The sequence below is a fragment of the uncultured Metabacillus sp. genome (assembly GCF_947503125.1).
Lineage (GTDB): Bacteria > Bacillota > Bacilli > Bacillales > Bacillaceae > Metabacillus.
This window is the reverse complement of record NZ_CANNCR010000022.1, coordinates 15440-40213: the sequence shown is the minus strand read 5'-3', so window position 1 is coordinate 40213 and position 24774 is coordinate 15440. Positions and strand designations below refer to the sequence as shown.

Below are 24774 nucleotides of genomic sequence, written 5' to 3'. Positions count from 1 at the left end.
TATTTTTCTTCCAATTAAATTTTTGTCGCACACTATGACAAAGCACCCGTGTGTATCTTTTATGAAAAAGCTCGATCTATGGCATTCTTTAAATTAGGCTCTATAGCACTGGCATATCGTTTTGTTACATTAATATCTTTATGTCCTGCCAATTTTGCCACGGTTTGAATATCAATACCTTTATTGATTAGTTTCTGGCAAAATGTATGACGTAATTTATGTGGATTTACATTGTACTTTTGTAACATATACTGCACGGCTCTGGTTGAAATCCGATTATAAGAATTAGAAGCAAATAATGCTTCTTGTTTGGTATTTAGTGTATCAATATATCTTTTCAAGTGATTTGTTACTTCTTTAGATAATGGAATGATCCTTTCAAGTTCCCCATTATGATTTTTCACAAAAAGGGTTCCTTTTTTATTGTTTATTTCAATATCCGCTACATTTAACGCACAGAGCTCTGAAATTCGAATCCCTGTGTATAAAAGCGTATAGACGATTGCTATGTTTCGAAGATTTCCTTCTAGTTCAACCTCTAATAATAAGCGCTTTTCTTCCATTTCTTCTAGAGACTCCGGGATATCCGTATCTTTTATTTTTTCCTTTTTGTGAACACCGGAAATAATCTCAGATCTCCCTAAATAGCGAGAAAAAACACTAATTGCTGCAAGATATTTTTCAATTGTTACTGCACTCATTTCCTGTTCTTCTAAATAATCCATATACAATTGAACATCATTTGTAGAGATCTGTTCAAGACTACTGTCTTTTTCATGTAACCATGCTTGAAACTTTTCTAAAATCCCTACATAGGTTTTTACCGTACCTTCAGCTTTTCCTTGTTCCTTTTGCCACTCTGAAAATTTTTCTATTGAGTTTGTTGCGCTAGTGTTGTTCATTTAACCACCGCCTTATCTTTAGAAAAGTACGATTCTATTACCTATTATATATGATGAATTCATCTAACTCAACTTCTGTGAAATTCAAAGCATTTTTACTTTAAAGATACTAGTGATAATGATCAATAAAAAGGGAATACTAATCCTATTTCATTACATATGGGAGGATTTCATATTGAGTACAAAAAAGGAGATATTATCCATTTTTGCTTTGGGCGGGGTAAATGAAATTGGAAAAAACATGTATGCGATCGAGTATTTAAACGATATCATCATCATTGATTGCGGTTCTAAATTTCCGGATGAAAGTCTATTAGGGATTGACTTAATTATCCCTGACATTACCTACTTACTCGATAACAAAGAAAAAATCAAAGCTTTAATTGTTACCCATGGACATGAAGATCATATTGGCGGAATACCTTACTTCTTAAAAAAATTAAATGTACCTGTTTATGCCACTCGTTTCACACTAGGCTTAATTGAATTAAAATTAAAAGAACATAAACTGCTAAGAGAAACTAAGCTGATTCAAATTGATTCAGATTCAACTCTTGAGTTTGAAAAGGTCCGCGTTAGCTTTTTCAAAACAAATCATAGTATTCCTGACTGTTTAGGGATTGTTTTTCATACACCAGAAGGAAATGTTGTCCATACCGGAGACTTCAAATTTGATTTAACACCTGTTAACAATCAATATTCTGATATTCATAAAATGGCTGAAATCGGTATGCAAGGTGTCTTGGTTCTATTATCTGAGAGTACGAATGCAGAACGGTCGGGCCTAACACCATCGGAGCGAATTGTCGGAGATCATATAGAAGAAGCCTTTATGAAGGCTAAACGAAAAGTTATTATCTCTACCTTCGCATCAAATATCAACCGTGTCCAACAGGTAGTCGAGGCTTGCATAAAAACAAATCGAAAACTGGCATTACTTGGACGGAGTATGGTCAATGTCGTGGAAGTTGCCATCGAACGAGGGTATTTAACGGTTCCAGATGATATGTTGATCCAGCCCCATGAGATTAATAAATTGGACCCGGAAAAAGTGGTGATTCTATGCACTGGAAGTCAGGGCGAACCACTGGCAGCTCTTTCACGTTTATCTAGTTCAAGTTATCGCGATGCCGAGATTCTACCTGAAGATACCGTCATCTTAGCAGCTTCACCTATACCGGGAAATGAACGGAATGTCTCAAAAATCATCGATAATCTCTTTTCACTTGGGCGAAGGTTATCTATGGATCTGGAAGCTCAACAAAAATGCATGTTTCTGGACATGGTTACCAAGAAGATTTAAAGCTTATGCTCACCTTAATGAAACCGAAATATTTCATTCCGATACATGGCGAATTTAGAATGCTGCACCAGCATCGTTTGTTAGCTGAGTCTGTTGGTGTCGAAAAAGAAAATACGTTTATCATTAACAATGGTGATGTTGTTGATATCGAAAATATGGAAGCACGTCAAACTCGAAAAATACCTGCAGGAAATACTTATGTAGATGGAGTTGGTGTTGGCGATGTTGGCGATATCATTTTACGGGACCGCAAACAATTGTCTGAAGATGGCATGCTTGTCATTGTAATCACAATTATTAAACATGAGCGAAAAATTATTACCGGTCCTGATACAATTTCTCGTGGCTTTGTCTATACCCGGGAATCAGAGGATCTTTTAAAGGAAATAAATCGACTTGTAAAAACAACGATAAACGAGTTACAAGGTGATCGTATACACCAATGGAATGTTATGAAGCAAAAAATCAAAAAAACAGTTGGACAGTATTTATTTGAACAAACGAAAAGAAAACCAATGATTCTGCCAATTTTCATTGAAATTTAAAAAACAAAGGGTCGGACCCTCTAACACAATATACAGGAACATAAGTTCGAGATCCTATATATAGATGTTTGTTAGAGGTGTCAGACCCTATTTAAAATATTATTACCTTTTCATCTATTAGAATTTTGATTGATAGTTTGTTAATTCCCAAGTGTGTACAGCAGTACGATAGCTGTCCCACTCAGCTTTTTTGGCTGCAACATATTCACCAAATACGTGATCGCCTAATGTTTTGCGGCCGATTTCACCATTTTCTAACTCAGCAATCGCTGCTTCAAGGCTTCCTGGAAGGTTTTCAATACCTAATTCAGCACGACGCTCTTCTGTCATATGGAAAATATCATCGTTAATAGAAGCTGGTGCTTCTAATCCTTTTTCAATCCCTTCTAAACCTGCTGACGCAATAACAGCAAATGTTAAGTATGGATTTGAAGATGGATCTGGACAACGAAGCTCAACACGAGTTGCCATGCCTTTTTTCGCTGGAATACGAATTAATGCAGAACGGTTTGATGCTGACCAAGCGATATAGCATGGTGCCTCATATCCAGGTACTAAACGTTTATAAGAGTTTACTAGTGGATTTGTTACCGCTGCAAAGCTTTTTACATTTTCTACTAAACCTGCAATAAATTGATAAGCTTCTTTAGATAATTGCAGCTCATCTGCTGGATCAAAGAATGCATTTTCACCGTCTTTAAAGAATGACATATTTACGTGCATTCCCGAACCGTTAATACCAAAAACTGGTTTTGGCATAAATGTAGCATGTAGGCCAAATTTTTGTGCGATTGTTTTAACAACCCATTTGTAAGTAGTTGCTAAATCTGCAGCACCTAGAGCATCAGCATATTTAAAGTTAATTTCATGCTGGCCTTCTGCAACCTCATGGTGAGATGCTTCAATCGTGAAGCCCATTGCTTTTAATGCACGGTAGATTTCTAAACGGACTCTTTCGCCTAAATCCTTTGGTGATGGTTCGAAGTAACCGCCATTATCATCAAGTTCCATTGTTGGATTACCATTTTCATCAGTCTTAAATAGGAAGAATTCTAATTCTGGCCCTACTGAAATAGAATATCCTTTATCTGCAGCACGTTCAACCGTCTTTTTTAACACATTTCGAGTATCACCTTCAAATAGAGTTCCGTCCGGATTCGTTACTGAGCAAAGGAAACGTGCTTCTGAATAGCCTTCTTCAACTGACCAAGGTAATACAGCGAATGTTGAATAATCAGGCTGTAAATATAAATCTGATTTATTGATTGGAGAAAAACCTTTAACAGAAGATCCGTCAAACATTATTTTTCCTTGTAACACATCATCTATTTGCTCTGCAGTAACAGTCACATTTTTTAAGATTCCTTCGATATCAACAAATTGTAAATGAATTAGTTCTACACTTTTTGAATTAATAACTTCTTTAATTTGTGCAATAATTTCTGCTTCATTTTTTCCTTTTGAAATAACCGCTTCAGCCATGTTAGATAACCTCTCATTCAATGTCGATTTTTATAACATGGATTCATTATATTTAAAGATTGTAAATTTGACAAGTGTTTTCTAGTAAATTTTCTGTATTTTTATAATATTTTATTGTGAAGCGTTTACAAAATAGCAATCTAGTTTCTCCTGCTTTTTTAAAAATATTTTCTTAATTTTTTGCTTTATTAAACATGCCTGTGGTCTCCCCTCTCATACAATCACTGTATGAACTCGCTGGTCCCTGTTCTTCAATCAACATTGTATAAGTTAGAAAATAATGGTTATATATAAAAAATATTGTATTTTTATTCAAATCACCCTGTTATTAGCTTATGATAAATTCCTTGACGCAAATAATTTACTATTATATACTAACTATCAAAAAGTAAGTTTATTATTTTTAGGGAGGCATCCAAACATGAACTTTCATCGTCATCCGAACACTTATGTAAGTGAGGTTCATTTGAAAATTAGCAATTTAGAGAATTCGATTCAATTTTATAAAGAAATAATTGGTTTAAAGGTTCTTAATAAATCAGATAAAGTGGCACAGCTTACTGCTGACGGAAAAACAACATTAATCATTCTTGAGGAAATAAATCATCCTGTTCGTAACACGGGCAGAAAGACTGGATTATATCACCTTGCTCTCCTGTTACCTAATCGATCGGAATTGGCAAATGTCCTTTATCATTTGCTAAAGACAGGATATCCTCTTCAAGGAGCATCTGATCATCTAGTAAGTGAAGCCATTTATTTAGGTGACCCTGACGGAAATGGAATAGAAATTTATGCTGATCGTCCAGAAGATAGTTGGAAGAAAATCGACGGTATCATTGAAATGGCTACCCATCCACTTGATGCCGAGAATTTATTATCCAATAGAAGTAATAAACCATTTTCAGGCTTACCAGTTAAAACGATTATGGGGCATATCCATCTTCAGGTCTCTTCAATTAAAGAATCAGAAGAATTCTATCAAGCCCTGGGTTTTCGTGCTGTAAATCGTTACGGCCTTCAAGCATTATTTATTTCAACCGGGGGCTATCATCACCATATTGGTCTCAACACATGGCAAAGTGCAGGAGCATCAGCACCAGCTGAGAACGAAGTTGGCTTAAAAACTTTTACGGTAACATTTCCTAGTGAGGATGAACGAAAAGCTTCTATTGAAAATCTAGTAAAATTAGGTGCAGAAATCACTCATAATGATAACCACCAAATAACATATGATCCATCTAATAATAAAATCATTTTAGCAATTTAAATCCTTAGGGCTGTCTTAAGTAGGATCTAATCCTTCTAGACGCCCTTTTTTATTACAAATAATTTCTTCCATTTAACGAAAAATAAAGTGAACCTCCTTCCTTTTATCCCCGGAATTCCCTTTAATAACAGCAATAAGTAGCACCTCGTTGTAACTTTCTGCCTATTTTTAATAAAACCTGTAGACTTTGTGCAAAATTTAACATATAATGCAATTAACAATTAACACTTTGTTAATTAAAAGAAGATAATAGGAGCGTACCATGTCTAATAAAGAAGCATTAGAACAATATGATCATAAACAATTTCGAACACCTGATGGGTACACCTCTGACATTGCTGTTTTCACGATTCTTTCTTCTAGAGTGAAAGAATTTAAACCACCGCTAATGACGTTAATGTTGATGCTAATTAAAAGAGCCAAATTAAATGCTGAGGGACACCCAAATATCGAAGCTGGAAAATGGGCATTACCTGGCGGGTTTGTGCAACCAAACGAATCGGCATTAGAAGCAGCTAAACGAGAACTTGAAGAAGAAACGAATGTAAATAGCATTCATATTAAACATTATGGCGTCTATGATCAACCAGGCAGAGATCCGCGCGGCTGGATTATCTCCAATGCACATTATGCTATTGTACCTGAGCATGAGCTTGCTAAACGCAAAGCAAATGATGATGCTGAAGATGTAAAACTATTTTCTGTTGATGAAGTGCTGTCGCTTGACTTAGCCTTTGATCATCGCAAAATCATTGAAGATGCAATATCAGTGATCAAACATGACTTATTGCAAACAACAGTAGCAAGGAATTTTTTACAGGAACATTTCACGTATTCAGAATTACAGGCAGTATTAAAAACAGTGACAAATGATCCTGCTATTACAAGTGATCAAGCTTTTTCAAGGAAAATCAAAACACTTCCATTTATCGAAGAAATTCCCGGGCAAAAAACACAACGAACATCAAAGACTCCTACACAACTCTATCGTTTTACAAATGAAATGAATATCGTAAAACCGATTTACACCGCCAGATATTAACCAATCTGTCGGATACAAGGAGGAATTAGACGATGAAAAAAGCATTGATAAATATTGATTACACAGTTGATTTTGTCGCTGACCATGGCGCCTTAACATGTGGAAAGCCTGGTCAGGAAATTGAAGAACACATCGTAAAGATAACGAATGAATTTGTGGATCAACAGGAATTTGTTGTTTTTGCGATTGATGTCCATACGCAAGAAGATATTTTTCATCCAGAAACATCTTTATTCCCACCTCACAATATCAAGGATTCAGAAGGTCGCAAGCTTTTTGGCAAATTAGAACAGGTTTTTATGGAAAACATCCAGAAAAACCATGTATATTGGATGGATAAAACTCGATACAGTGCTTTTGCCGGAACAGATCTTGAGATAAAACTTCGTGAACGAGGAATTACAGAGCTTCATCTTGTCGGTGTATGTACGGATATATGTGTTTTGCATACAGCGGTTGACGCTTATAATAAAGGATTTAAAATCGTTGTTCATGAAAAAGCAGTAGCAAGCTTTAATGAACGAGGACATCATTGGGCGTTAAATCACTTTAAAACATGTTTAAATGCTACAATCATTTAATAAAAGCAAGATCGTTTAAGAAATTTGATTTTTATGCAGGAGGATTTAACGATAATGAATACCTATAATGATGATAGCTTGGCACTTCATACAGATCTTTATCAAATTAATATGACAGAATCTTATTGGGAAGATAATTTCCATGACAGAAAAGCGGTATTTGAGGTTTATTTCCGTAAACTCCCATTTGGAAATGGCTTCGCTGTTTTTGCCGGACTTGAAAGGATTATTCAATACCTTAAAGATTTTCATTTTAGTGAATCGGATATTGACTATTTACGTCATGAATTAGGCTACAAGGAAGACTTTCTATCCTATTTAAAAAATCTTCGCTTTACAGGAAATGTCTATTCGGTGATTGAAGGTGAAATGGTCTTTGGCAATGAGCCAATAATTAGAATCGAAGCTCCGTTAGCCGAGGCACAGCTAATTGAAACAGCGATTTTAAATATTGTGAACTACCAAACGTTAATCGCTACAAAAGCAGCGAGAATAAAACTTGTAGCTGGTGATGATACCGTTATGGAATTTGGCACAAGACGGGCACATGAATTAGATGCGGCAATATGGGGTACGAGAGCAGCATATATAGGTGGCTTTGATGCAACCTCAAATGTTAGAGCAGGTAAATTATTCGGTATCCCTGTTTCTGGAACCCATGCACATGCATTTATTCAAGCTTATAAGGATGAATATGTTGCCTTCCATAAGTATGCCCGACGTCATAAAAGCTGTGTGTTCCTTGTTGATACGTACGATACATTAAAGTCAGGTGTCCCTAACGCCATCAAGGTTGCAAAGGAATTGGGCGATCAAATCGAATTTAAAGGAATTCGTCTTGATAGCGGTGACCTAGCATACCTCTCTAAGGAAGCAAGAAAAATGCTGGATCAGGCAGGTTTTCATGATACAAAGATTATCGCTTCAAATGATTTGGATGAAGAAACGATCATAAACCTTAAGTCACAAGGAGCAAAAATTGATATTTGGGGAATTGGCACAAAATTAATCACAGCCTTTGATCAGCCTGCTTTAGGTGCGGTTTATAAGCTTGTTTCAATTGAAGATGAAAACGGAAAGATGCTTGATACGATTAAAATTAGCGGAAATCCTGAAAAAGTGTCCACTCCAGGGTTAAAAAAGGTTTATCGGATCATTAATCGGTTAAACAATAAATCAGAAGGAGATTATATTACCCTCTTCCATGAAGATCCGGAAAAAGAAGAAAAAATAAAAATGTTCCACCCTGTTCATACATTTATTAGTAAATTTGTCACGAATTTTGATGCAAAAGAACTTCATTCTCCTATTTTCCAAGAAGGCAGACTTGTATATGAGACTCCAACGATCATGCAAATGCAAGCCTACACGAAGGAAAATTTGCAATTGCTGTGGGATGAATATAAACGCGCCCTTCACCCAGAAGAATATCCTGTCGACTTAAGCCAAGCGTGCTGGGATAACAAAATGAAAAATATTGAGGAGGTTAGACAAAAAGTTAAAAAGATGATTTCTAACCGTACAAATGAATGATCTGCAGATTAGACGCATGCTTTTTTAGCAAATTTATGGAGGTTTTACTATGGGGAAAATCGGAATTTATGGCTCTTCGTTTGATCCTATTACAAATGTACATCTCTGGACAGCAAGCACAATCCGACATCGCTGCAAGCTTGATAAGGTAATTTTCTTACCATGTTCAAGTAAACGAAAAGACAAACAAATGCAAACAGAGGATTTTCACCGGTGGAACATGCTAAAAATGGCGATAGAAAATAACGATACATTCCTTGCTGATGATTATGAAATGAAGTTACAAGCGTGGAATATATCGACTTATGAAACATTGAACTATTTTAAAAACAAATACAAACATGATACGATTTATTTTATTATGGGTGCAGATCTTTTAATAGATATCGGGAAAGGAAAATGGGGAAACTCAGACCTCCTTGTGAAGGAAAATAAATTTATTGTTATGGCTCGAGATGGTATCAACATGCTTAAAGCAATTAGCGAGTCCCCTATTTTACGAAATCATGATGATGGAGAAACCTTTCATTTAATTGATAAAGGGCTTGCCATGGAAATTAGCTCAAGTTATATACGAGAAGAGTTTTCTCTTGGAGGCGAACCGCGTTATCTATTACCTGAATCATGCTATAACTATATTAAAGAGCATTCATTATACCAATAGGAGGAATTCGTATGAATCTACAAAAACAAATTATGAACGATTTACATGTAAAAGCAACGATCAATCCTAAGGAAGAAATAGAAGCAAGAATTCACTTTTTAAAAGAATACTTAAAGAAAACGGGTGCAAAGGGCTTTGTATTGGGAATTAGCGGCGGGCAAGACTCTTCCCTATCAGGCCGTCTCGCACAGTTGGCTGTTGAGGAGCTCCGAAATGAAGGCTATGATGCAAAATTTATTGCTGTAAGACTTCCATATGGAATCCAAAAAGATGAAGATGACGCCCAGCTTGCCCTTTCATTTATCAAGCCTGATGAAAGCATTGCCTTTGATATTTCCAGTACTGTCGATACATTTGCAGCGGAATTTAACACAACAGCTGGTGAGCAACTTACTGACTTTAACAAAGGGAATGTAAAAGCAAGGGTTCGCATGATTACACAATATGCCATTGGCGGGCAAAACGGTTTATTAGTGATTGGAACAGACCATGCTGCTGAAGCAGTGACTGGATTCTTTACAAAATATGGCGATGGCGGTGCAGACCTATTACCGCTTACCGGACTGACGAAACGACAAGGTAAAAGCCTTTTGAAGGAACTGGATGCACCAGAGCGCTTATATTTAAAAACACCAACAGCTGACCTGCTCGATCACAAACCACAGCAGGCTGATGAAACAGAGCTAGGTATTTCTTATGATCAAATAGATGATTATTTAGAAGGTAAACAGGTGGATCAAGAAGTGTCTGAAAAAATTGAGAAACGATATTTAGCCTCTCAACATAAACGTGAACTACCTTCCACTATGTTTGATACATGGTGGAAATAAGAAATGCTTAGGGCCCGTTACTTATCCTATGGTGCTTATGAATAAAAAAGTGTACTTGCCCTTCAAATTCATGAAGGGCAAGACTCTATAGGAGCTAGAAGCTGGACACAGAAACTAAGCACAAGTTTTATACTTAACTTTTAAAGAATGACTAAAACATTATCTCAAAATGGCTGACTCTCCAACGATACCAATATATAGAGTTTCTACTATTCTAGATCCTATATATTTTTGTTCAAGGGCAGTCTTTTTTTTGCTTAGTCATCCTTTTGCCTCTCTTAAATTACCATATTTATGGTATTCTTAATTTAATCGGGCAATATTAATGCTCAGTGTTGATTTTTGCACGATGTTAATAGGAACGGATATGTAAGATCTCGGACCTCCAGCGAAATCGAACTCCTATCGCTGCAATCAACAGGCAAGTTTACAGAACCTTTAACTAAGAATACAGGGGGCGATTAGATGAATTCATCTTTTTAAAAAACAACTCGGGTAAATATGGTGAGCGGGGACAACTTGTCATCTCCCTATTAACAGATGTTTCCCCGATCTTTGAAAAGGTGGGAAATCAGTGAAATCTACTAACCAATGTAATGAATCAATTGAAAAAATTCTTTCTGAAAACAAGGCAGTCAGTAAAAAGGCAGACGTTGTGCTAAGACCAGCGGGCAAGTGGACGAAAAATGTTCATCATGTGTTAAATCATTTACATCTTCATGGCTTCACTCAAGCACCACAACTTGTTGGTTTAGGTTTTTCCTCTGACGGACGAGAATCCTTAACGTATATGAGCGGTGATATGATCCACCCCTCCCCATGGAGTGATGAGGGATTATTTGAGTTAGGGGAAATGATACGCTCATTACACGACATAATGAAAACGTTTCCCTTATTAGAAAACACATGCTGGCAGGACTGGTTTATCCATGATATTGGAAAACCGGTTATCATAAGCCATTGTGATATTTCACCTTGGAATGTTTTAACGAAAAATGGGAAGCCATGTGCTTTAATTGACTGGGAATATACTGGTCCAGTAGATCCATTAATTGAACTAGCAAGGTCATGCTGGCTATTTCCTTATTTAGTTGATGATGATATTGCCATTTCTCAAGACCTGCCCTCTCCGCAAAAAAGAGCCAAACAAGTAAGGGTGATAGTGGACGGATATGGTCTTGCTAAAAAAGAACGCAGCCGCCTTTTCGAAAAAATAATTGAGGTAGTCGTTCACGAAACAGCTAACGAGGCGATTGAAGGTAACGTTACAAAGGAAAGCGTCGGTCCCCTTTGGGGGGTTGCATGGCGTACAAGATCTGCTTCATGGATCATAAAAAACCGGGCGGTATTGGAAAACGCGATAACATAAAGCACAAAAAAACGATAAACATCAAAAAATGGATGTGTGAATTTTATTTCTAGAAAATGATTAGATTGATTCACAATAACATTATTATGTAAACTATTAACGCAAAAAATGAATGTCTGAATTATATCTCTAGAAAATGATTAGATTAATTCACAATAACATTATTATGTAAACTATAACCAAAAAGGACAGAAGCAATCTGTCCTTTTTGGTTATAAGGTGACACCTGTTTTAAAAATAGCAATTTCCCTGAAATTATTTTTTTCATGGTTTACAAGCTCACCGCTTGCAACCTTAATAATATAAGCGATAAAATCTTTTAACAAGTCTTCAGGTGATTGTCCTTCCAAAAGTGTTCCTGCATTAAAATCAATCCAATGCCTCTTTGTCTCAAATATTTGCGAATTTGTTGAGATTTTCATTGTTGGGACAAATGTACCAAACGGTGTTCCCCTCCCTGTTGTAAACAACACTAGCTGGCAACCTGCTGCTGCCAATGCCGAAGAAGCAACTAAATCATTTCCAGGTGCACTTAATAGGTTCAAGCCTCTTTCTTTTAATCTTTCACCATATTTTAGTACATCTACTACTGGAGCGGTCCCCGCTTTTTGTGTACAGCCAAGAGATTTATCTTCAAGCGTTGTAATTCCGCCCGCTTTATTGCCTGGTGAAGGATTTTCGTAAACAGGCTGGTCATGCTTTTGGAAATAACGTTTAAAGTCGTTAATTAACTCAACAATTTCATGAAAAACTTTTTCATTCTCCGCTCGTTCCATCAAAATCTTTTCGGCGCCAAACATTTCCGGCACTTCGGTTAAGACCGTGGTTGCACCTTGGGCAACGAGATAATCGGAAAGTCTTCCAAGCAATGGATTTGCTGTTATTCCTGAAAAACCGTCAGACCCGCCGCATTTTAAACCGATTTTCAATTCTGAAATCGAAATATCTTCTCGTTTATCCTCTTTGGCATTCTCATAGATTTCCATTAACAGCTTTACACCCTCTTCAATTTCATTTGAAACCTCTTGAGAGAGTAAAAATTTCACACGTTCTTGATTGTATCCACCCAAAGAATCTCTAAATTCATGGATCTCATTGTTTTCACAACCCAAGCCTAAGACTAAGACACCCCCAGCATTCGGATGCTTCACTGCATTCCCCAAAATTGTACGGGTATTAACATGATCATCACCTAGCTGTGAACAGCCATAATTATGCTTAAGAACCTGGATATGTTCAAATGGCGAGATATCGCCAACCGTTTCTTTGAATTCACGAATAATTTGATCGGCAATCCCATTCACACAGCCAACTGTTGGAACAATCCACAATTCATTCCTGATTCCAACCTGACCATCATCTCTCCTGTATCCTTTAAAGGTCAAACCCTCTTGCTGTTCTTTTAGTGCCTTTTTCTTTGGATGATATTCATATTCTTCTACACCGGATAAGTTTGTTTTTGTATTTTGCGTATGCACCCATTGACCAGAGTCAATATCTTCTATTGCGTGGCCAATTGGAAAACCGTATTTTATAACATTTTCTCCGGTTCTTATCGGTTTCAGAGCGAATTTATGACCTTTTGGTATTGATTCCTTTAATTGAATGACAGTACCATTAATGTCGATCTTTTCATTTTCATTAAGCTGTTGAATTGCAACCGCAACATTATCCTGCTCATTTATTTTAATGAACGCTTTCATTATATTCACCCTTTAAATGTTGGAGTTTTTGAAGTGCTTCTGCCATCCCGAATTTATCGATTGTTAGAACATATTGTGTCACTGCTTCCGTAAGCTTTGGCAAATCGTTTAAATTTTCACCCCAAAGCTCTTCTGCTGCAAGAATGGTTTTCACAATCGTTTCAATCTCGTTTTCATCTCCATGATAATTGTTCCATAATCGCTGAAATAAAGCTAATGCCTCTGGATCATCAACAAGCTTAATGTCTTCCTCCCCGCGTTTTCCTCTATAGAAATAAATCATCGCACTTAGTGAAAATACAATTCCATTTGGAAGCGTACCAAACTCCTGAATATATTCCTGCAATGTCGGAAGCAGTCTTGCTTTAAATTTTGATAAGGAATTTAACGAGATACTTATTAAATAATGATGAATAAATGGATTTTTAAAGCGATTTAACACATCTTCAGCAAATTGGTTTAACTCCTCTTTTGGAAAAGGCAAAGTCGGTAAAATTTCGTCATAAATGACGGATTCAACAAACTCCTTTGTTACATCGTTTGTTACCGCTTCACTCACTGTTTGTAATCCAGCTAGAAAAGCGACAGGTGTCATCGCAGTATGCGCTCCATTTAAGATTTTCACCTTTTTCAATCTGTATGAGCTTAAATCCTCCACAACATGGACATTGAGCCCTGCTTTTGCGGCTGGAAACTCTTCTTTTACGAACTCAGGTCCTTCTATGACAAGCAAATGAAACTGCTCCCCAACAACGACAAGTTGATCGATATAACCTAACTCCTTTGTTTTCTCCTGTATCGTATCCTTAGGAAAACCGGGTACAATTCGATCAACCAATGTATTGCAAAACGTATTTGCTTCTTCAATCCATTTGCAAAATGCAGTTTCTAGGTTCCATGCATTGGCATATTGCAAAATAATTCGCTTTAATTCCTTTCCATTTTCCTCAATTAATTCGCATGGTAATATGATAAATCCCTTTGAAAGATCACCATTAAAAGCTTGAAACCGTTCAAATAAAAAGGCTGTTAATTTACCAGGGAAGCTTTTTTGCGGGCGATCATGGAGAAGATCCTCGTCGTTAAAAGTAATTCCAGCTTCAGTCGTATTTGAAATAATAAACCGCAGCTCGGGATTTTGGGCCAGCGCTAAATAGTCATCATACTCGGTAACAATATTAATTCCTCTGCTTATGCTGCTAATTACTTCATGTTCACTAACCGGCTGATGATCCTTAATCCCTTGTAAATACAAGGTATAGAGACCATCCTGCTCATTAATCGTATTAACAGCTCCATTTGCAGTCGATTGAACAACAACCACACGGCCATTGAATAAATTTTTCTTATTCATTTCATGGATTTGCCAGTCAGTAAACGCTCTCAGAAAATTACCGGTGCCAAATTGCAGCACTTTTTCAGGATATTCAGGAATATGACTCAACATCGCTTTTGTTAAATGCTTCAACCGAAAAACCCCCTCATAAAATATGCACACGTTAACATCTTTAGTGATCGAAAATAAACATCTACCAGATGGATATTCCACTGGTTAAGGATTGGGATAGATAACTTGGCCCCTCTTCTTGAGGAGCCAAACCATTCAAAAGGACATACCCTTACTTACGTTCTGCAACTGATTGCCGATTGACCAGCTGGGTCGTTAAGAATATTGGTTCAACAGTTTCTTCTGTTCCGTCCATTAAATGTAAAAGCTTTTTGGCACCAACCATACTAATCTTTTCAATTGGTCTTTTTACTGTAGTGAGTGCAGGTGTTGTATATTCTGAAAAACCAATATCATCGAATCCGATGATGGAAATGTCTGTTGGGACTGTGAGACCTCCCTCATTGATCGCCTTCATTGCCCCGATTGCCATATCATCATTTGAACAGAAAACTGCAGTTGGCGGTTTTTCCAAATATAACAGCTTTTTCATAGATTCATAACCACTTACCATATCATAATTACCTTTTACCATATACTCCTGAAAAATCGGGAGCTGATGATCTATTAAAGCATTTAAATAACCTTCTTTTCTTTCAAGTGAGGAGCGGAATTTTGGCGTACCTTCAATTATCGCTATTTTCCGATGGCCTTTCATGATCAAAAAGTATACCGCCTCATAAGCACCTTCCCTGTCGTTTGATAAGATATTGACAATCGATCGGTCATCAACTGGTCGATTTAAAACAACAAGAGGAATTTTTTGTTCTAAAACGTGATAAATAAATGAATTATCAACGTCACTTTGACTCATTAAAATAATTCCATCAAATCGTTTTCGGGTGATCGCAGAAAAACGCTCAAAATCCTGGATGCCTCTTATAAACAAATTATAATTTTCATCAATCACCGTATGAACACCTCTGATTGTTTCTGCGAGGAAGCTTGAAGAGGTTCCTTCTGTTAAGCTTGTTAAAAACAACCCAATCGTATACGACCTCTGCATAACAAGGCTTCTTGCATGCACATCCGGAGAATAATTAAGCTGGTTGGCTATTTCGATAATTCTTCTCTTTGTTTTTTCTTTTATTAATGGACTATTATTTAATGCTCTGGACACTGTTGTATGTGAAACATTTGCAAGTTTTGCAATATCCTTAATTGTAACTCCCACCAGGAAAACCTACTTTCCATTGCTTTTACGTTAGAATATCATAGCTCTTTTTCTAATTCCAATACACTTGTAAACTGGAAGTATTCCTTAGCATTGTTATAAGAAATACCTTGAATGATTTCACCTAGCATGTCGAGATCATAAGGAACTTCACCATTTTCAACCCATTCTCCGACTAAATTACAAACAAGTCTTCTAAAATATTCATGTCTTGTATAAGATAAGAAGCTCCTTGAGTCAGTTAACATTCCAATGAACTGGCTGAACAAACCAATATTTGCTAGTGTTTTCATTTGGTCCAACATGCCATCCTTTTGATCATTAAACCACCATGCTGTTCCAAACTGCATTTTTCCTCTTACACCGCCGCCCTGGAAGCTGCCAATTAAACTTGCTAATACAGGATTGTCATTCGGATTTAATGAATAAAGAATTGTTTTTGGCAGCGCCTTTTCACTCTCCAGCGCATCAAGAAAACGGCATAAAGGCTTAGCAATGAGATCATCATTCATGCTGTCATAACCTGTATCAGGACCCAGCTCAGCAAGCATTCTCGTATTATTATTTCTAAGGGCATTTATATGCAGCTGCATAGCCCAGCCTAAACTAGCATATTTTTTCCCTAAGAATACTAATGTATATGATTTATATTTCATTTCCTCTTCAATGCTTACCTTTTCACCAGCTAAAGCCTTTCTAAAGATGGAATCAACTTCTTCCTTCTTTGCCTTAGTGAACATCATCGTATCAATGGCATGATCAGAAACTCTTCCTCCAAGCTCATGGAAAAAGTCAATTCTAGATTCAAGGGCCGTTAAAAATTGATCGTAATTTTCAATTGATTGGTTCGAAACCTGTGCTAATTTTTCAACCCATGAAACAAATTGGTCGCGGTTAATTTCCAACCCTTTATCAGGTCTAAAGGAAGGTAAAACCTTTACTTGAAAATCATCAGAATCCTTTAGTTTTTGATGATATTCCAATGTATCAATAGGATCATCTGTCGTACAAATAACTTCAACATTCGATTTTTTAATCAATTCTCTTACAGTAAAATCTTCACTTTTTAGTTGTTCATTTACTTTTTCCCAAATCATTGGTGCATTTTTTTCATTTAAAAGGTCATAAACGCCGAAGTAACGCTGAAGCTCAAGATGTGTCCAATTATAAAGAGGATTTCCAATTGCCATTGGAATGGTTTTTGCCCAAGCTAAAAACTTATCGTAATCGCTTGCATTTCCTGTAATATATTCCTCTTCAATTCCATTCGCTCTCATCGCTCTCCATTTATAATGATCGCCATATAACCAAGCTTCCGTAATATTTTTGAATTTTTTATTTTCATAGATCTCTTGCGGGCTAAGGTGACAATGATAATCGATAATAGGCATGTCTTTCGCGTATTGGTGAAATAAAGTTGAAGCAGCTTCGTTTGTTAACAAAAAATTTTCTCCCATAAATGTTTTCAATTCATTCAACCCCTTTTCAATTTTTGCACACGTGAACATTTTAAAAGGCACCATTTGAGCAAATAAAATATAAACTAGGGTGTATGTATTGCACACGTGAACATCTATCTTCATTATATGGCTAGTGATAAACAAATTCAAGAATAACTAGTAAATTTTTATAATCAATTTCAATTGGTTTTGTCGAAATTTAGCTGTAAAATCTTTTACCATCTTTTTATGGTAAAATTATCATTAATTTATTAAACTATTAATGACTAACTAATGACTTTTGATCTAATAATTAGTAAAGGTGGGAAACAAATGAAAAACAGCAAACACTTCCTATTTAACATGACTTTTTTGGCTTCTATCACATTTGTTCTACTATCGTTTGCAGCAATTGTTGTTAAGTGCAAGAAAAATGTCCCTCCTACTTTAGGAACTCCTAAATACCCACCGGTAATTATGAATGTATTGAGAAAAGGGATAGGCAGCTCTTCTATTTCTACAAAATACGATCATATTATTGAAAGCATGTCAAAAATTGATGTTTTAAGACATTACTTAAAACATGGTAGGATAACCATTACCGGACCAGTATGTAGAGAAGCTGTTTTCCACGTTTTCGGGATAAATTTAAATAAAATCTCTGACGAAGATGAAGGTGCTAAACGTTCAAGCTATCCAGAGGAAATAATGGATGGAATGAGAACAGCATTAAAAAACAAATTCAGCAATCCTGATGATTTGAAACAAACCATCATGTCATTAAAAAAAGCAGAAGTAATGGATCTTTTTCTTCAAACATTTCATAATTATACATACGACGATATCATTCGAATTATTAATCTAATCTATGGAATTAATCTGCCAGGTATATCTTCATTAGAGAATTCAAGAATTTCCCTTTTTTCAAAAAATCAATGGCTTGTAAAAACCTCATCAGATTTATTTGTCGTATACACAGGTAAAGGTGATATTGATGTAAAGGTATATGCTACCGACTATTTCTTAAAACAAACCGGTTCAACAGAGTTACCGCAAGAATTACAAACTGCCTTACAAAATCTTGGATTTGGACTTAATCCAGAAAAAGATGTTCTTTACTATGAAAATCCGATAGGTGAGTCGGTGTCTGACTCATTTAAAGGACAAACCTTACAAGCAATTCGCTCCGTTATCAATACACTGAAAGCAAATAATTAAAAAGATAAAACTCATATGAAGAGTTATCTTCAGCGTGTTGAAAAACCCCCTATTTTCAAAATGTGTTTTGGAAATAGAGGGTTTTTCATGAGTTTTTTTCCTTTTTTCTTTCCTAAACGATACTAAAAGTTAGAATTGGATCACTTTATACTCATATGGGGCAATCTCACATTTTCCTTTTTCTATAGAATCACCTGTTAAAACATTTATACCTGAAGATGGGAGAGTAACCGATCCTCCATTACCATCCATATTTACAATGATCCAAACGAGGGAATCGTTCCCTTGTCTTGGAGCAACTATGGTTCCTTTCGATACATCCGTTTTCAAGGAAACATTCGCTTCTTTTGCATAATGGTTTAGACATGTTTTGAGTAATGCATCTCCTGAATCTCCCATTGGTAATGAGCCTAACATAACGATTTTTCCTTCTCCAATTTGATGCTCAGTGATAAAGGCTTTTCCTGCAGAAATGCCTTCCGTAATATAGCCAACTGCTTTTCCAGATGTCGGTTGAAATACAGAACTCCATAAACCTAATGGTGCACTTACCTCCATAAACTCACCAACAGATTCTGTTCCATCCATTGGATACGTAAATAGTGTTTCAACTCCTGCTAACTGATCCAGCTCCCCTAGTCCGGCATTTGTATGGATTGTATGATTCTCTGTTCTTCCTCCTGTCAGCGGGCCGACAATCCAGATTCCGCCAGCTTCAACAAACTCTTTTGCCTGAGTAATATAATCTTTTGAAAGATAGTGAACAAACGGAGTAAACAATAATCTATAACCATCTAGCTTTGCTTGTTCTGGAATGAGATCACGATGAATGCCGCTTGACAAAATTTTCTCATAAAAATCAATGACAAGTGATCGATAATCTAACCCTTTATGAGGCTCTGTTTTAATATAAGCCTTGGCTATATCAGAATAGGTTACAGCCACCTCAGCTTGAACAGGAGCAGTGGACAGAATGATAGTCTCCAGCTCTTTTCTCGCTTTTTCTACTTCCTTTACATTTTCAAAGCCAACGGTTGGTTTTCCCCAAGCACTGATCACAGACCCATGGGGCTGCTCACAACCTGTTCGCTGCTGTCTCCAAAGCCAATAACAAAATGCTTCCGCACCTAATGCATAAGCAGCAACAGCCTCAGCTTTTAAATAACCATTTGGATGTGGTGCCGCATAGCTTTCGAGTGAGGCGCTATAAGATGTACTCGTCTCCATAATCCAAAAATCTCTGCCTGGCTTAAAATTTCTCCATAAATCACAGTTAAATAAATAAGCGTGTGCATTCTTTTGTTCCGCGTACGTATCAAAAGAAGCAAAATCCAAGTTCTTAAATAGCCGTTCATTATCAACATGGAAAAAGGTATTGCTATTATGAGTAATCGGTGCCTTAGAATACTTTCGGATAATTGCAGCTTGTTCATCAGAAAACTCCGCGATTTTTTCAAAAGAAAATAGTTGATACATCGTTTTTAATGATGAATTATGAAGAAATGGTGCCGGACCAGGCTGTGGCACTTGATCAAATCGATGATAGTATTGACTCCAAATATGTGTACCCCAGGCTTCATTTAAGTGATCAATTGTTCCGTACCTCTCCTCTAGCCATTGATGCCATTGTAACTTACATGTTTGACACATACATTCACTTACATGGCATTTAAACTCATTATCGATTTGCCAGCCAATCACACTTGGAAGATTCCCGACTGCCTTTGCGATCTCCTCAGTAATGATAGCTGCCCTCTCACGAAAATATGGATTATTTGTACAAACATGCTGTCGCGAACCATGTCCCATCACCTGGCCTTGATCATCAACATGCATTCGTTCCGGATGATTGTGGGTTAACCAAATTGGCGGAGTTGGAGTTGGTGTACACATAACCGTCTCAATTCCGTTGTCACTTAATTGATGAATGATCTCAACAAAAAAGCTAATATCAATTTGACCTTCTTCTTTTTCTAATGTTGACCAAGCGAATTCTCCCATTCTAACAACATTGATTCCAGCTTCTTTCATTAGCCTGATATCTTCTGCAATTGTTTCTTTATCCCATAATTCCGGATAATATGCCGCACCATGATATAATTTTTTATGCATATTGTGTCTCCCACCTGTTAATTTAAAATAGATTTATAGATAAAGAGAAAAATCAAGACTCTGGCTACCTTTTGATATAAGCGGCAATCGGCAGCTGCAGCTCCTTTATCCCCTCAATGACGAGTTTTGCTATCTCATATGCGCCATTTTCGCAAAAATGGGTATTGTCCTCGATTCCATCTGGGTAATTTGGATGGACATTTGGGGGAAACATCGTAAATAGACTCCTTGACCCTTCTTTCCCTAAAGCCTCGTATAGCCGCTTTGTCTTTGACCACAAATCAATATAAGGTACATCGAGTCTTTCAGCTAATTGCATCATTGCCCGCGGGTAATCACCTAATGTATTTTCAATCTGTCCATTTTGATCAAATTTTCTCCGATGTACAGAAGTTAACAGGATAGGATGGGCATCCTTTTCACGTGCCCCAGTTATATATTGAGACAAAAATGTTTGATATGTCGTATATGGCTCTGTACCAAACGATTTTTGATCATTGTGTCCAAGAATAAATAGATAATCGTTTGGCTGAATACGATCTAAAATTGATTTCAGCCTTCCTTCTTCAATAAAACTATTTGAACTTCTTCCGCCCTTTGCTTCATTATAAACAACCACATTTTCGGTAAAGAAAGATTGAAAGACTTGTCCCCAGCCAGCCATAGGCGCTTCATGTTCTGGACAATTGGCAACTGTTGAATCACCAGCTAGATAGATAGAATGCTTTATATCAACCATTTTATGTTCACTCCTGATTTATCTTTTTTTATAACTATAGTCTATTAGTTATAGATGTGTTTACTCGCTTTTAAAAGCCCTGATAAGAAAACGAGTGCCAACCCTTGTCCCCACCCTTGAATTCGCTTGTAAGGAACATTTTTATAACCATCTGCATCTCTCATCACAGCGGTACCAGCCGATACCATTGATACTTTTCCATCCTCTTCAATTACTTGCTGAATCCCATGAATTGACTTTTGAATATATTTATTATAAAGGTTTCCTCTCGTTAATAGAGCGGCTGCAATCGCTGCTGATCCAGAGCTTTCTAGGTACGATGATGGATCATTCACAATGGTATGCCACAGGCCTGACTCGTCCTGCAGGCGAACAAGCGCACTTAATTGATCCCTTAAGGAGCAATCGATGATCATATAGGAAGGGTGCTGAACCTCTACTAACTCTAACTCCTTTGCCATGGTTAAAGCTGCCCATCCATTACCACGGGCCCAATAAATTGAGGACATGTGGTTTTTCGCGAGATGATCCCACCCATGATAATATAGATTTGTCACAGGATCTTGAAGAAAGTCCTCATGACCATGGTACTGTTTGAGACCATCCTCAAAATAATCCTCGCGATTTAGCAGCTTGCCAACTCGAACCAAAAATAAGCCGGCCATCATCATGGTGTCTACCCATGCTTGTTCTGGAAAAACATCCTTTACAGAGTTAACGGTATGTTGAAAGATACCATCAGCGAATCTTGGTGCATCATTCTGTAAGTAATCTGCCATGTCTTTAATAACATCTAAATATTTCTCATCCTCAGTTACTTTGTAAAGAGTAATCAAAGCATGTCCAATCGAAACTTCATTGATCGATAGCTTTGGCAGTCCATCTTCCAGCCATTCATCAACCCAAGATTTTAATAGATCTATATACTCTTGTTGTTCTGTCGCCTCATATGCTTCCGCAACGCCATAAAAGGCAACTCCTCCTGGCCAATCCCAGTTAAAATCCATCTCAAACGTTCTCTTTACTACTTTATCAATTAACTGACGAATTTCTGCTTCATCATATTGAAGTTTTGGCATGTCTTTTCCTCCAACTAATTATTTTTTAGTATCGCTTCAGCCTCTCTTCTAAATTTTTTCGCACCCTCTTCAGGAGTCATTTTCTTGAAGAGGATTTGATCAGATATATTTTTTAATAAATCCATTACTTGCGAGCTCCCTATAGGATCTGGCGGATAAAATTCATTTGTTAGACGTGAAGCTTCTTCAACATACTCTATTATTTTTTTTTCTCCATCGGAGAGTTCTGGTTTGATTGCTTCAGATACTTTCGTTGAAACAGGTACTCCTCGTTCCCCTTTAATCAACTTATTTGCCTCAATATTATTCACGAAAAAATTAATAAATTTTGCTGCTTCCTCTTTCTGCTTTGAGCTTTTTGGAATCGAAAAAAGCATGCTTGGTTTCAGAAATAATGCTTGATTTTCCTGATGTTCAGGCGGTAAATGGAGTGTCAAAGGTGCATCAGTAAATTGATCAAATCCGGCATATTGATTTGAATAGTTCCAGGTAATAGCAGATGTTCCTCTTACAATAAAATCTTCTTCCACACCTCTTGCTGCTGCTCCCTCATCAGGAGTAGGAAATGCCTGTTTTTCAACAAGTCTGACTTGCTGTTCAAAATAATCAATAAATAATTGATCATCTGTATAAGCAAGACCTGAACCATCTTCCTTATAAAATTCTTCACCTTTAGTCCTTAAATAATAGGGGAAAAAGACATCAGGAGGATCCATCCCATTTGACCCATAAACATTGGCATTTTGTTTAATCTTTATAGCAATTTCCACCATCTCATCCCATGTCCAATTTTCCCCATCAATTGTTACGCCGGCTTTTTCTAAAAGTTCATCATTTGAAATAACCGACAGGACATTAACACCAAGGATGAATCCATATAACTTATCATCAACCATTCCACTTTGATAAACATGTTTGGGAATTGATGACACATCAATCATTTTGTTTTCAATATAGGGCGATAAATCTTCTAGCAAGCCTTTTTCACCATATTCTCTCAAAAACGCCATATCCATTTGGATCACATCGGGAAGTTCGTTCGCAGCAGCCATCGGTGCCAGCCTTTTCCAATAATCATCCCAGTTACCGAACTCTGGTTCAATATTCACACTCGGATTTTGCTTTTCATACATTTCTATTACCTTTGTTGTATATTCATGTCTCGCTTGAGAAGCACCCCACCATGCTACTCTGATTGTAATGATATCTTTTCCGCCTTCACTTATTTCACCTGTATCATTGCTAGTTTGATTACAAGCTGAGAGTGTAAGCATGAACATTAAAATGAGGGTAAAACGCACTTTCATTTCTATCACATCCCCTTATTTTACATGTAAGTGCTTACATGTATAGTTTAATTGTTCATAAAATAATAATTAATTGAAAAAGCAGAGATCATTGTTAAAAAATCAGAGCATTTTATCAATGATTTGCTTAGTAACATTGTAATCGTTAACAATTACCGGGTCTACTTCTTTCATCGATAATTTAATAAAGCGAAGAACAAAAGCACTGGAGCTAGATGCCGATGCACTTATCCATAGTCAAAACATTTTATAATTTCCTGCTAAGCAACAAAAAGAAGCGAAAGATAATGATCTCTTTCGCCATTAAAAATTCTATCGATGATCAAGTACTAAAAAGAATGCAATGCCATTTGTTACTGTTTTTGCATAATCTTTTGATGCTTCCGATTTACTTTACTAAAGGCATTGAATGCAGGTTTCGTAATGGCCATTGCCAAAATATTGCCGCTGCAGATGATAAGCAAAGGGGGAGCATAGGACAATAAAAACAGTAATCCACTAGTACCAACGAGCATAAGCAAAGTTTGGAGCGGATTCATAATCATGACAAAAAATGAATTTTTAATAACTTGCAATACCTCCATATCAAAATGAACATACATCGGAAAAATATAAAATAACATACAAACAAAGATGAGAGATACGACCATAAATGGTACGAATAACACATTCTGGATATCCGATGATGTTTGATATAGGTAAACAAAATCGATCACCAAAATAACAGTAATGATCATAAGAACCAAACCAAGAAGATTACTCTTAACAAATTCCTGTTTATAGGAGTTCAAGAATGTTTTAAAGATCGAAATCTCCATCTCACCCACGGCCCATTTTCTGACTACGGCAAACATGGCTATTGTTGCAGGGAAAAAACCAAAAACAATGATTCCAAGCAATGAAAAGGAAATCCACAATAGATTCAGCCAAGCTAATCTTGAAATCCATTCCAGAATGCTGTTAACTCCTCCCATAAATCCTGTTGTTTCCATCCATACTCCCTCCTCATTCTTTTTAATCTTGATAGACCGTGCT

At 36.6% G+C, this 24774-nt stretch carries 19 protein-coding genes and 1 pseudogene; 9 read left to right on the top strand and 11 right to left on the bottom strand.

Annotated elements, in window-relative coordinates; translation table 11 throughout:
- Positions 1-59: 59 nt before the first annotated feature.
- A complete protein-coding gene (locus Q1B07_RS15020; RefSeq protein WP_299090746.1) occupies positions 60-902 on the bottom strand; it encodes a tyrosine-type recombinase/integrase in 843 nt (280 codons plus the stop codon).
- Positions 903-1077: 175 nt separating this feature from the next.
- On the opposite strand from Q1B07_RS15020, the pseudogene Q1B07_RS15015 reads away from it, so the two are divergent.
- Positions 1078-2750: pseudogene (locus Q1B07_RS15015) on the top strand (ribonuclease J).
- Between the two features lie 117 nt (positions 2751-2867).
- Here the strand turns inward: Q1B07_RS15015 and glnA are convergent.
- Positions 2868-4232, bottom strand: coding sequence for a type I glutamate--ammonia ligase (gene glnA, locus Q1B07_RS15010; RefSeq protein WP_299090748.1), 1365 nt, complete (start codon positions 4230-4232; stop codon positions 2868-2870).
- 421 nt (positions 4233-4653) lie between these two features.
- On the opposite strand from glnA, the gene Q1B07_RS15005 reads away from it, so the two are divergent.
- From Q1B07_RS15005 to Q1B07_RS14975, 7 genes are all read left to right on the top strand, one after another.
- Complete coding sequence (locus Q1B07_RS15005; protein ID WP_299090750.1) at positions 4654-5502, top strand: VOC family protein; 849 nt, start codon at positions 4654-4656, stop codon at positions 5500-5502.
- A 262-nt stretch (positions 5503-5764) separates the two neighbouring features.
- Positions 5765-6544, top strand: a complete 780-nt coding sequence (locus Q1B07_RS15000; RefSeq protein ID WP_299090752.1) for an NUDIX domain-containing protein — start codon at positions 5765-5767, stop codon at positions 6542-6544.
- A 32-nt stretch (positions 6545-6576) separates the two neighbouring features.
- On the top strand, positions 6577-7125 hold the full coding sequence (locus tag Q1B07_RS14995; RefSeq protein WP_299090754.1) for an isochorismatase family cysteine hydrolase: 549 nt from the start codon (positions 6577-6579) through the stop codon (positions 7123-7125).
- A gap of 54 nt (positions 7126-7179) precedes the next feature.
- Complete coding sequence (locus Q1B07_RS14990; protein WP_299090756.1) at positions 7180-8658, top strand: nicotinate phosphoribosyltransferase; 1479 nt, start codon at positions 7180-7182, stop codon at positions 8656-8658.
- Between the two features lie 49 nt (positions 8659-8707).
- Positions 8708-9322: a nicotinate (nicotinamide) nucleotide adenylyltransferase gene (gene nadD / locus Q1B07_RS14985; RefSeq protein ID WP_299090759.1), complete on the top strand. Its 615-nt coding sequence runs from the start codon at positions 8708-8710 to the stop codon at positions 9320-9322.
- Positions 9323-9333: 11 nt separating this feature from the next.
- Entirely contained in the window at positions 9334-10152 is an 819-nt protein-coding gene (gene nadE, locus Q1B07_RS14980; protein ID WP_299090762.1) for an ammonia-dependent NAD(+) synthetase, read from the top strand.
- A gap of 574 nt (positions 10153-10726) precedes the next feature.
- Positions 10727-11521, top strand: a complete 795-nt coding sequence (locus Q1B07_RS14975) for a phosphotransferase (protein ID WP_299090765.1) — start codon at positions 10727-10729, stop codon at positions 11519-11521.
- A gap of 212 nt (positions 11522-11733) precedes the next feature.
- Here Q1B07_RS14975 and Q1B07_RS14970 read toward each other — a convergent pair whose 3' ends face one another.
- The 4 genes from Q1B07_RS14970 to uxaC all read right to left on the bottom strand — a co-directional run bounded on the left by Q1B07_RS14970 (position 11734) and on the right by uxaC (position 17302).
- Positions 11734-13224 carry a UxaA family hydrolase gene (locus tag Q1B07_RS14970; protein WP_299090768.1) on the bottom strand — a complete coding sequence of 497 codons (1491 nt, stop codon included), beginning with the start codon at positions 13222-13224 and terminating at the stop codon, positions 11734-11736.
- Complete coding sequence (locus Q1B07_RS14965) at positions 13208-14692, bottom strand: tagaturonate reductase (RefSeq protein WP_299090769.1); 1485 nt, start codon at positions 14690-14692, stop codon at positions 13208-13210. Before Q1B07_RS14965 ends, Q1B07_RS14970 begins: the two co-directional genes overlap by 17 nt.
- Positions 14693-14843: 151 nt before the next feature.
- Positions 14844-15845 carry a LacI family DNA-binding transcriptional regulator gene (locus tag Q1B07_RS14960; RefSeq protein ID WP_299090771.1) on the bottom strand — a complete coding sequence of 334 codons (1002 nt, stop codon included), beginning with the start codon at positions 15843-15845 and terminating at the stop codon, positions 14844-14846.
- Positions 15846-15883: 38 nt separating this feature from the next.
- Positions 15884-17302, bottom strand: coding sequence for a glucuronate isomerase (gene uxaC, locus Q1B07_RS14955; protein ID WP_299090830.1), 1419 nt, complete (start codon positions 17300-17302; stop codon positions 15884-15886).
- Positions 17303-17617: 315 nt separating this feature from the next.
- Between uxaC and Q1B07_RS14950 the strand changes: the two genes are divergently transcribed.
- Positions 17618-18502 carry a hypothetical protein gene (locus Q1B07_RS14950; RefSeq protein ID WP_299090773.1) on the top strand — a complete coding sequence of 295 codons (885 nt, stop codon included), beginning with the start codon at positions 17618-17620 and terminating at the stop codon, positions 18500-18502.
- Between the two features lie 129 nt (positions 18503-18631).
- On the opposite strand, the gene Q1B07_RS14945 is transcribed toward Q1B07_RS14950, so the two are convergent.
- The 5 genes from Q1B07_RS14945 to Q1B07_RS14925 all read right to left on the bottom strand — a co-directional run bounded on the left by Q1B07_RS14945 (position 18632) and on the right by Q1B07_RS14925 (position 24731).
- Entirely contained in the window at positions 18632-20614 is a 1983-nt protein-coding gene (locus Q1B07_RS14945; RefSeq protein WP_299090775.1) for a beta-galactosidase, read from the bottom strand.
- Positions 20615-20678: 64 nt separating this feature from the next.
- Positions 20679-21353 (bottom strand): rhamnogalacturonan acetylesterase, encoded by a 675-nt coding sequence (locus tag Q1B07_RS14940; RefSeq protein WP_299090778.1) that lies wholly within the window; start codon positions 21351-21353, stop codon positions 20679-20681.
- Between the two features lie 44 nt (positions 21354-21397).
- Positions 21398-22432 carry a glycoside hydrolase family 88 protein gene (locus Q1B07_RS14935; protein ID WP_299090782.1) on the bottom strand — a complete coding sequence of 345 codons (1035 nt, stop codon included), beginning with the start codon at positions 22430-22432 and terminating at the stop codon, positions 21398-21400.
- 14 nt (positions 22433-22446) lie between these two features.
- A complete protein-coding gene (locus Q1B07_RS14930; RefSeq protein WP_299090833.1) occupies positions 22447-23706 on the bottom strand; it encodes an extracellular solute-binding protein in 1260 nt (419 codons plus the stop codon).
- 386 nt (positions 23707-24092) lie between these two features.
- Complete coding sequence (locus Q1B07_RS14925; protein WP_299090784.1) at positions 24093-24731, bottom strand: YesL family protein; 639 nt, start codon at positions 24729-24731, stop codon at positions 24093-24095.
- Between the last annotated feature and the right edge of the window lie 43 nt (positions 24732-24774).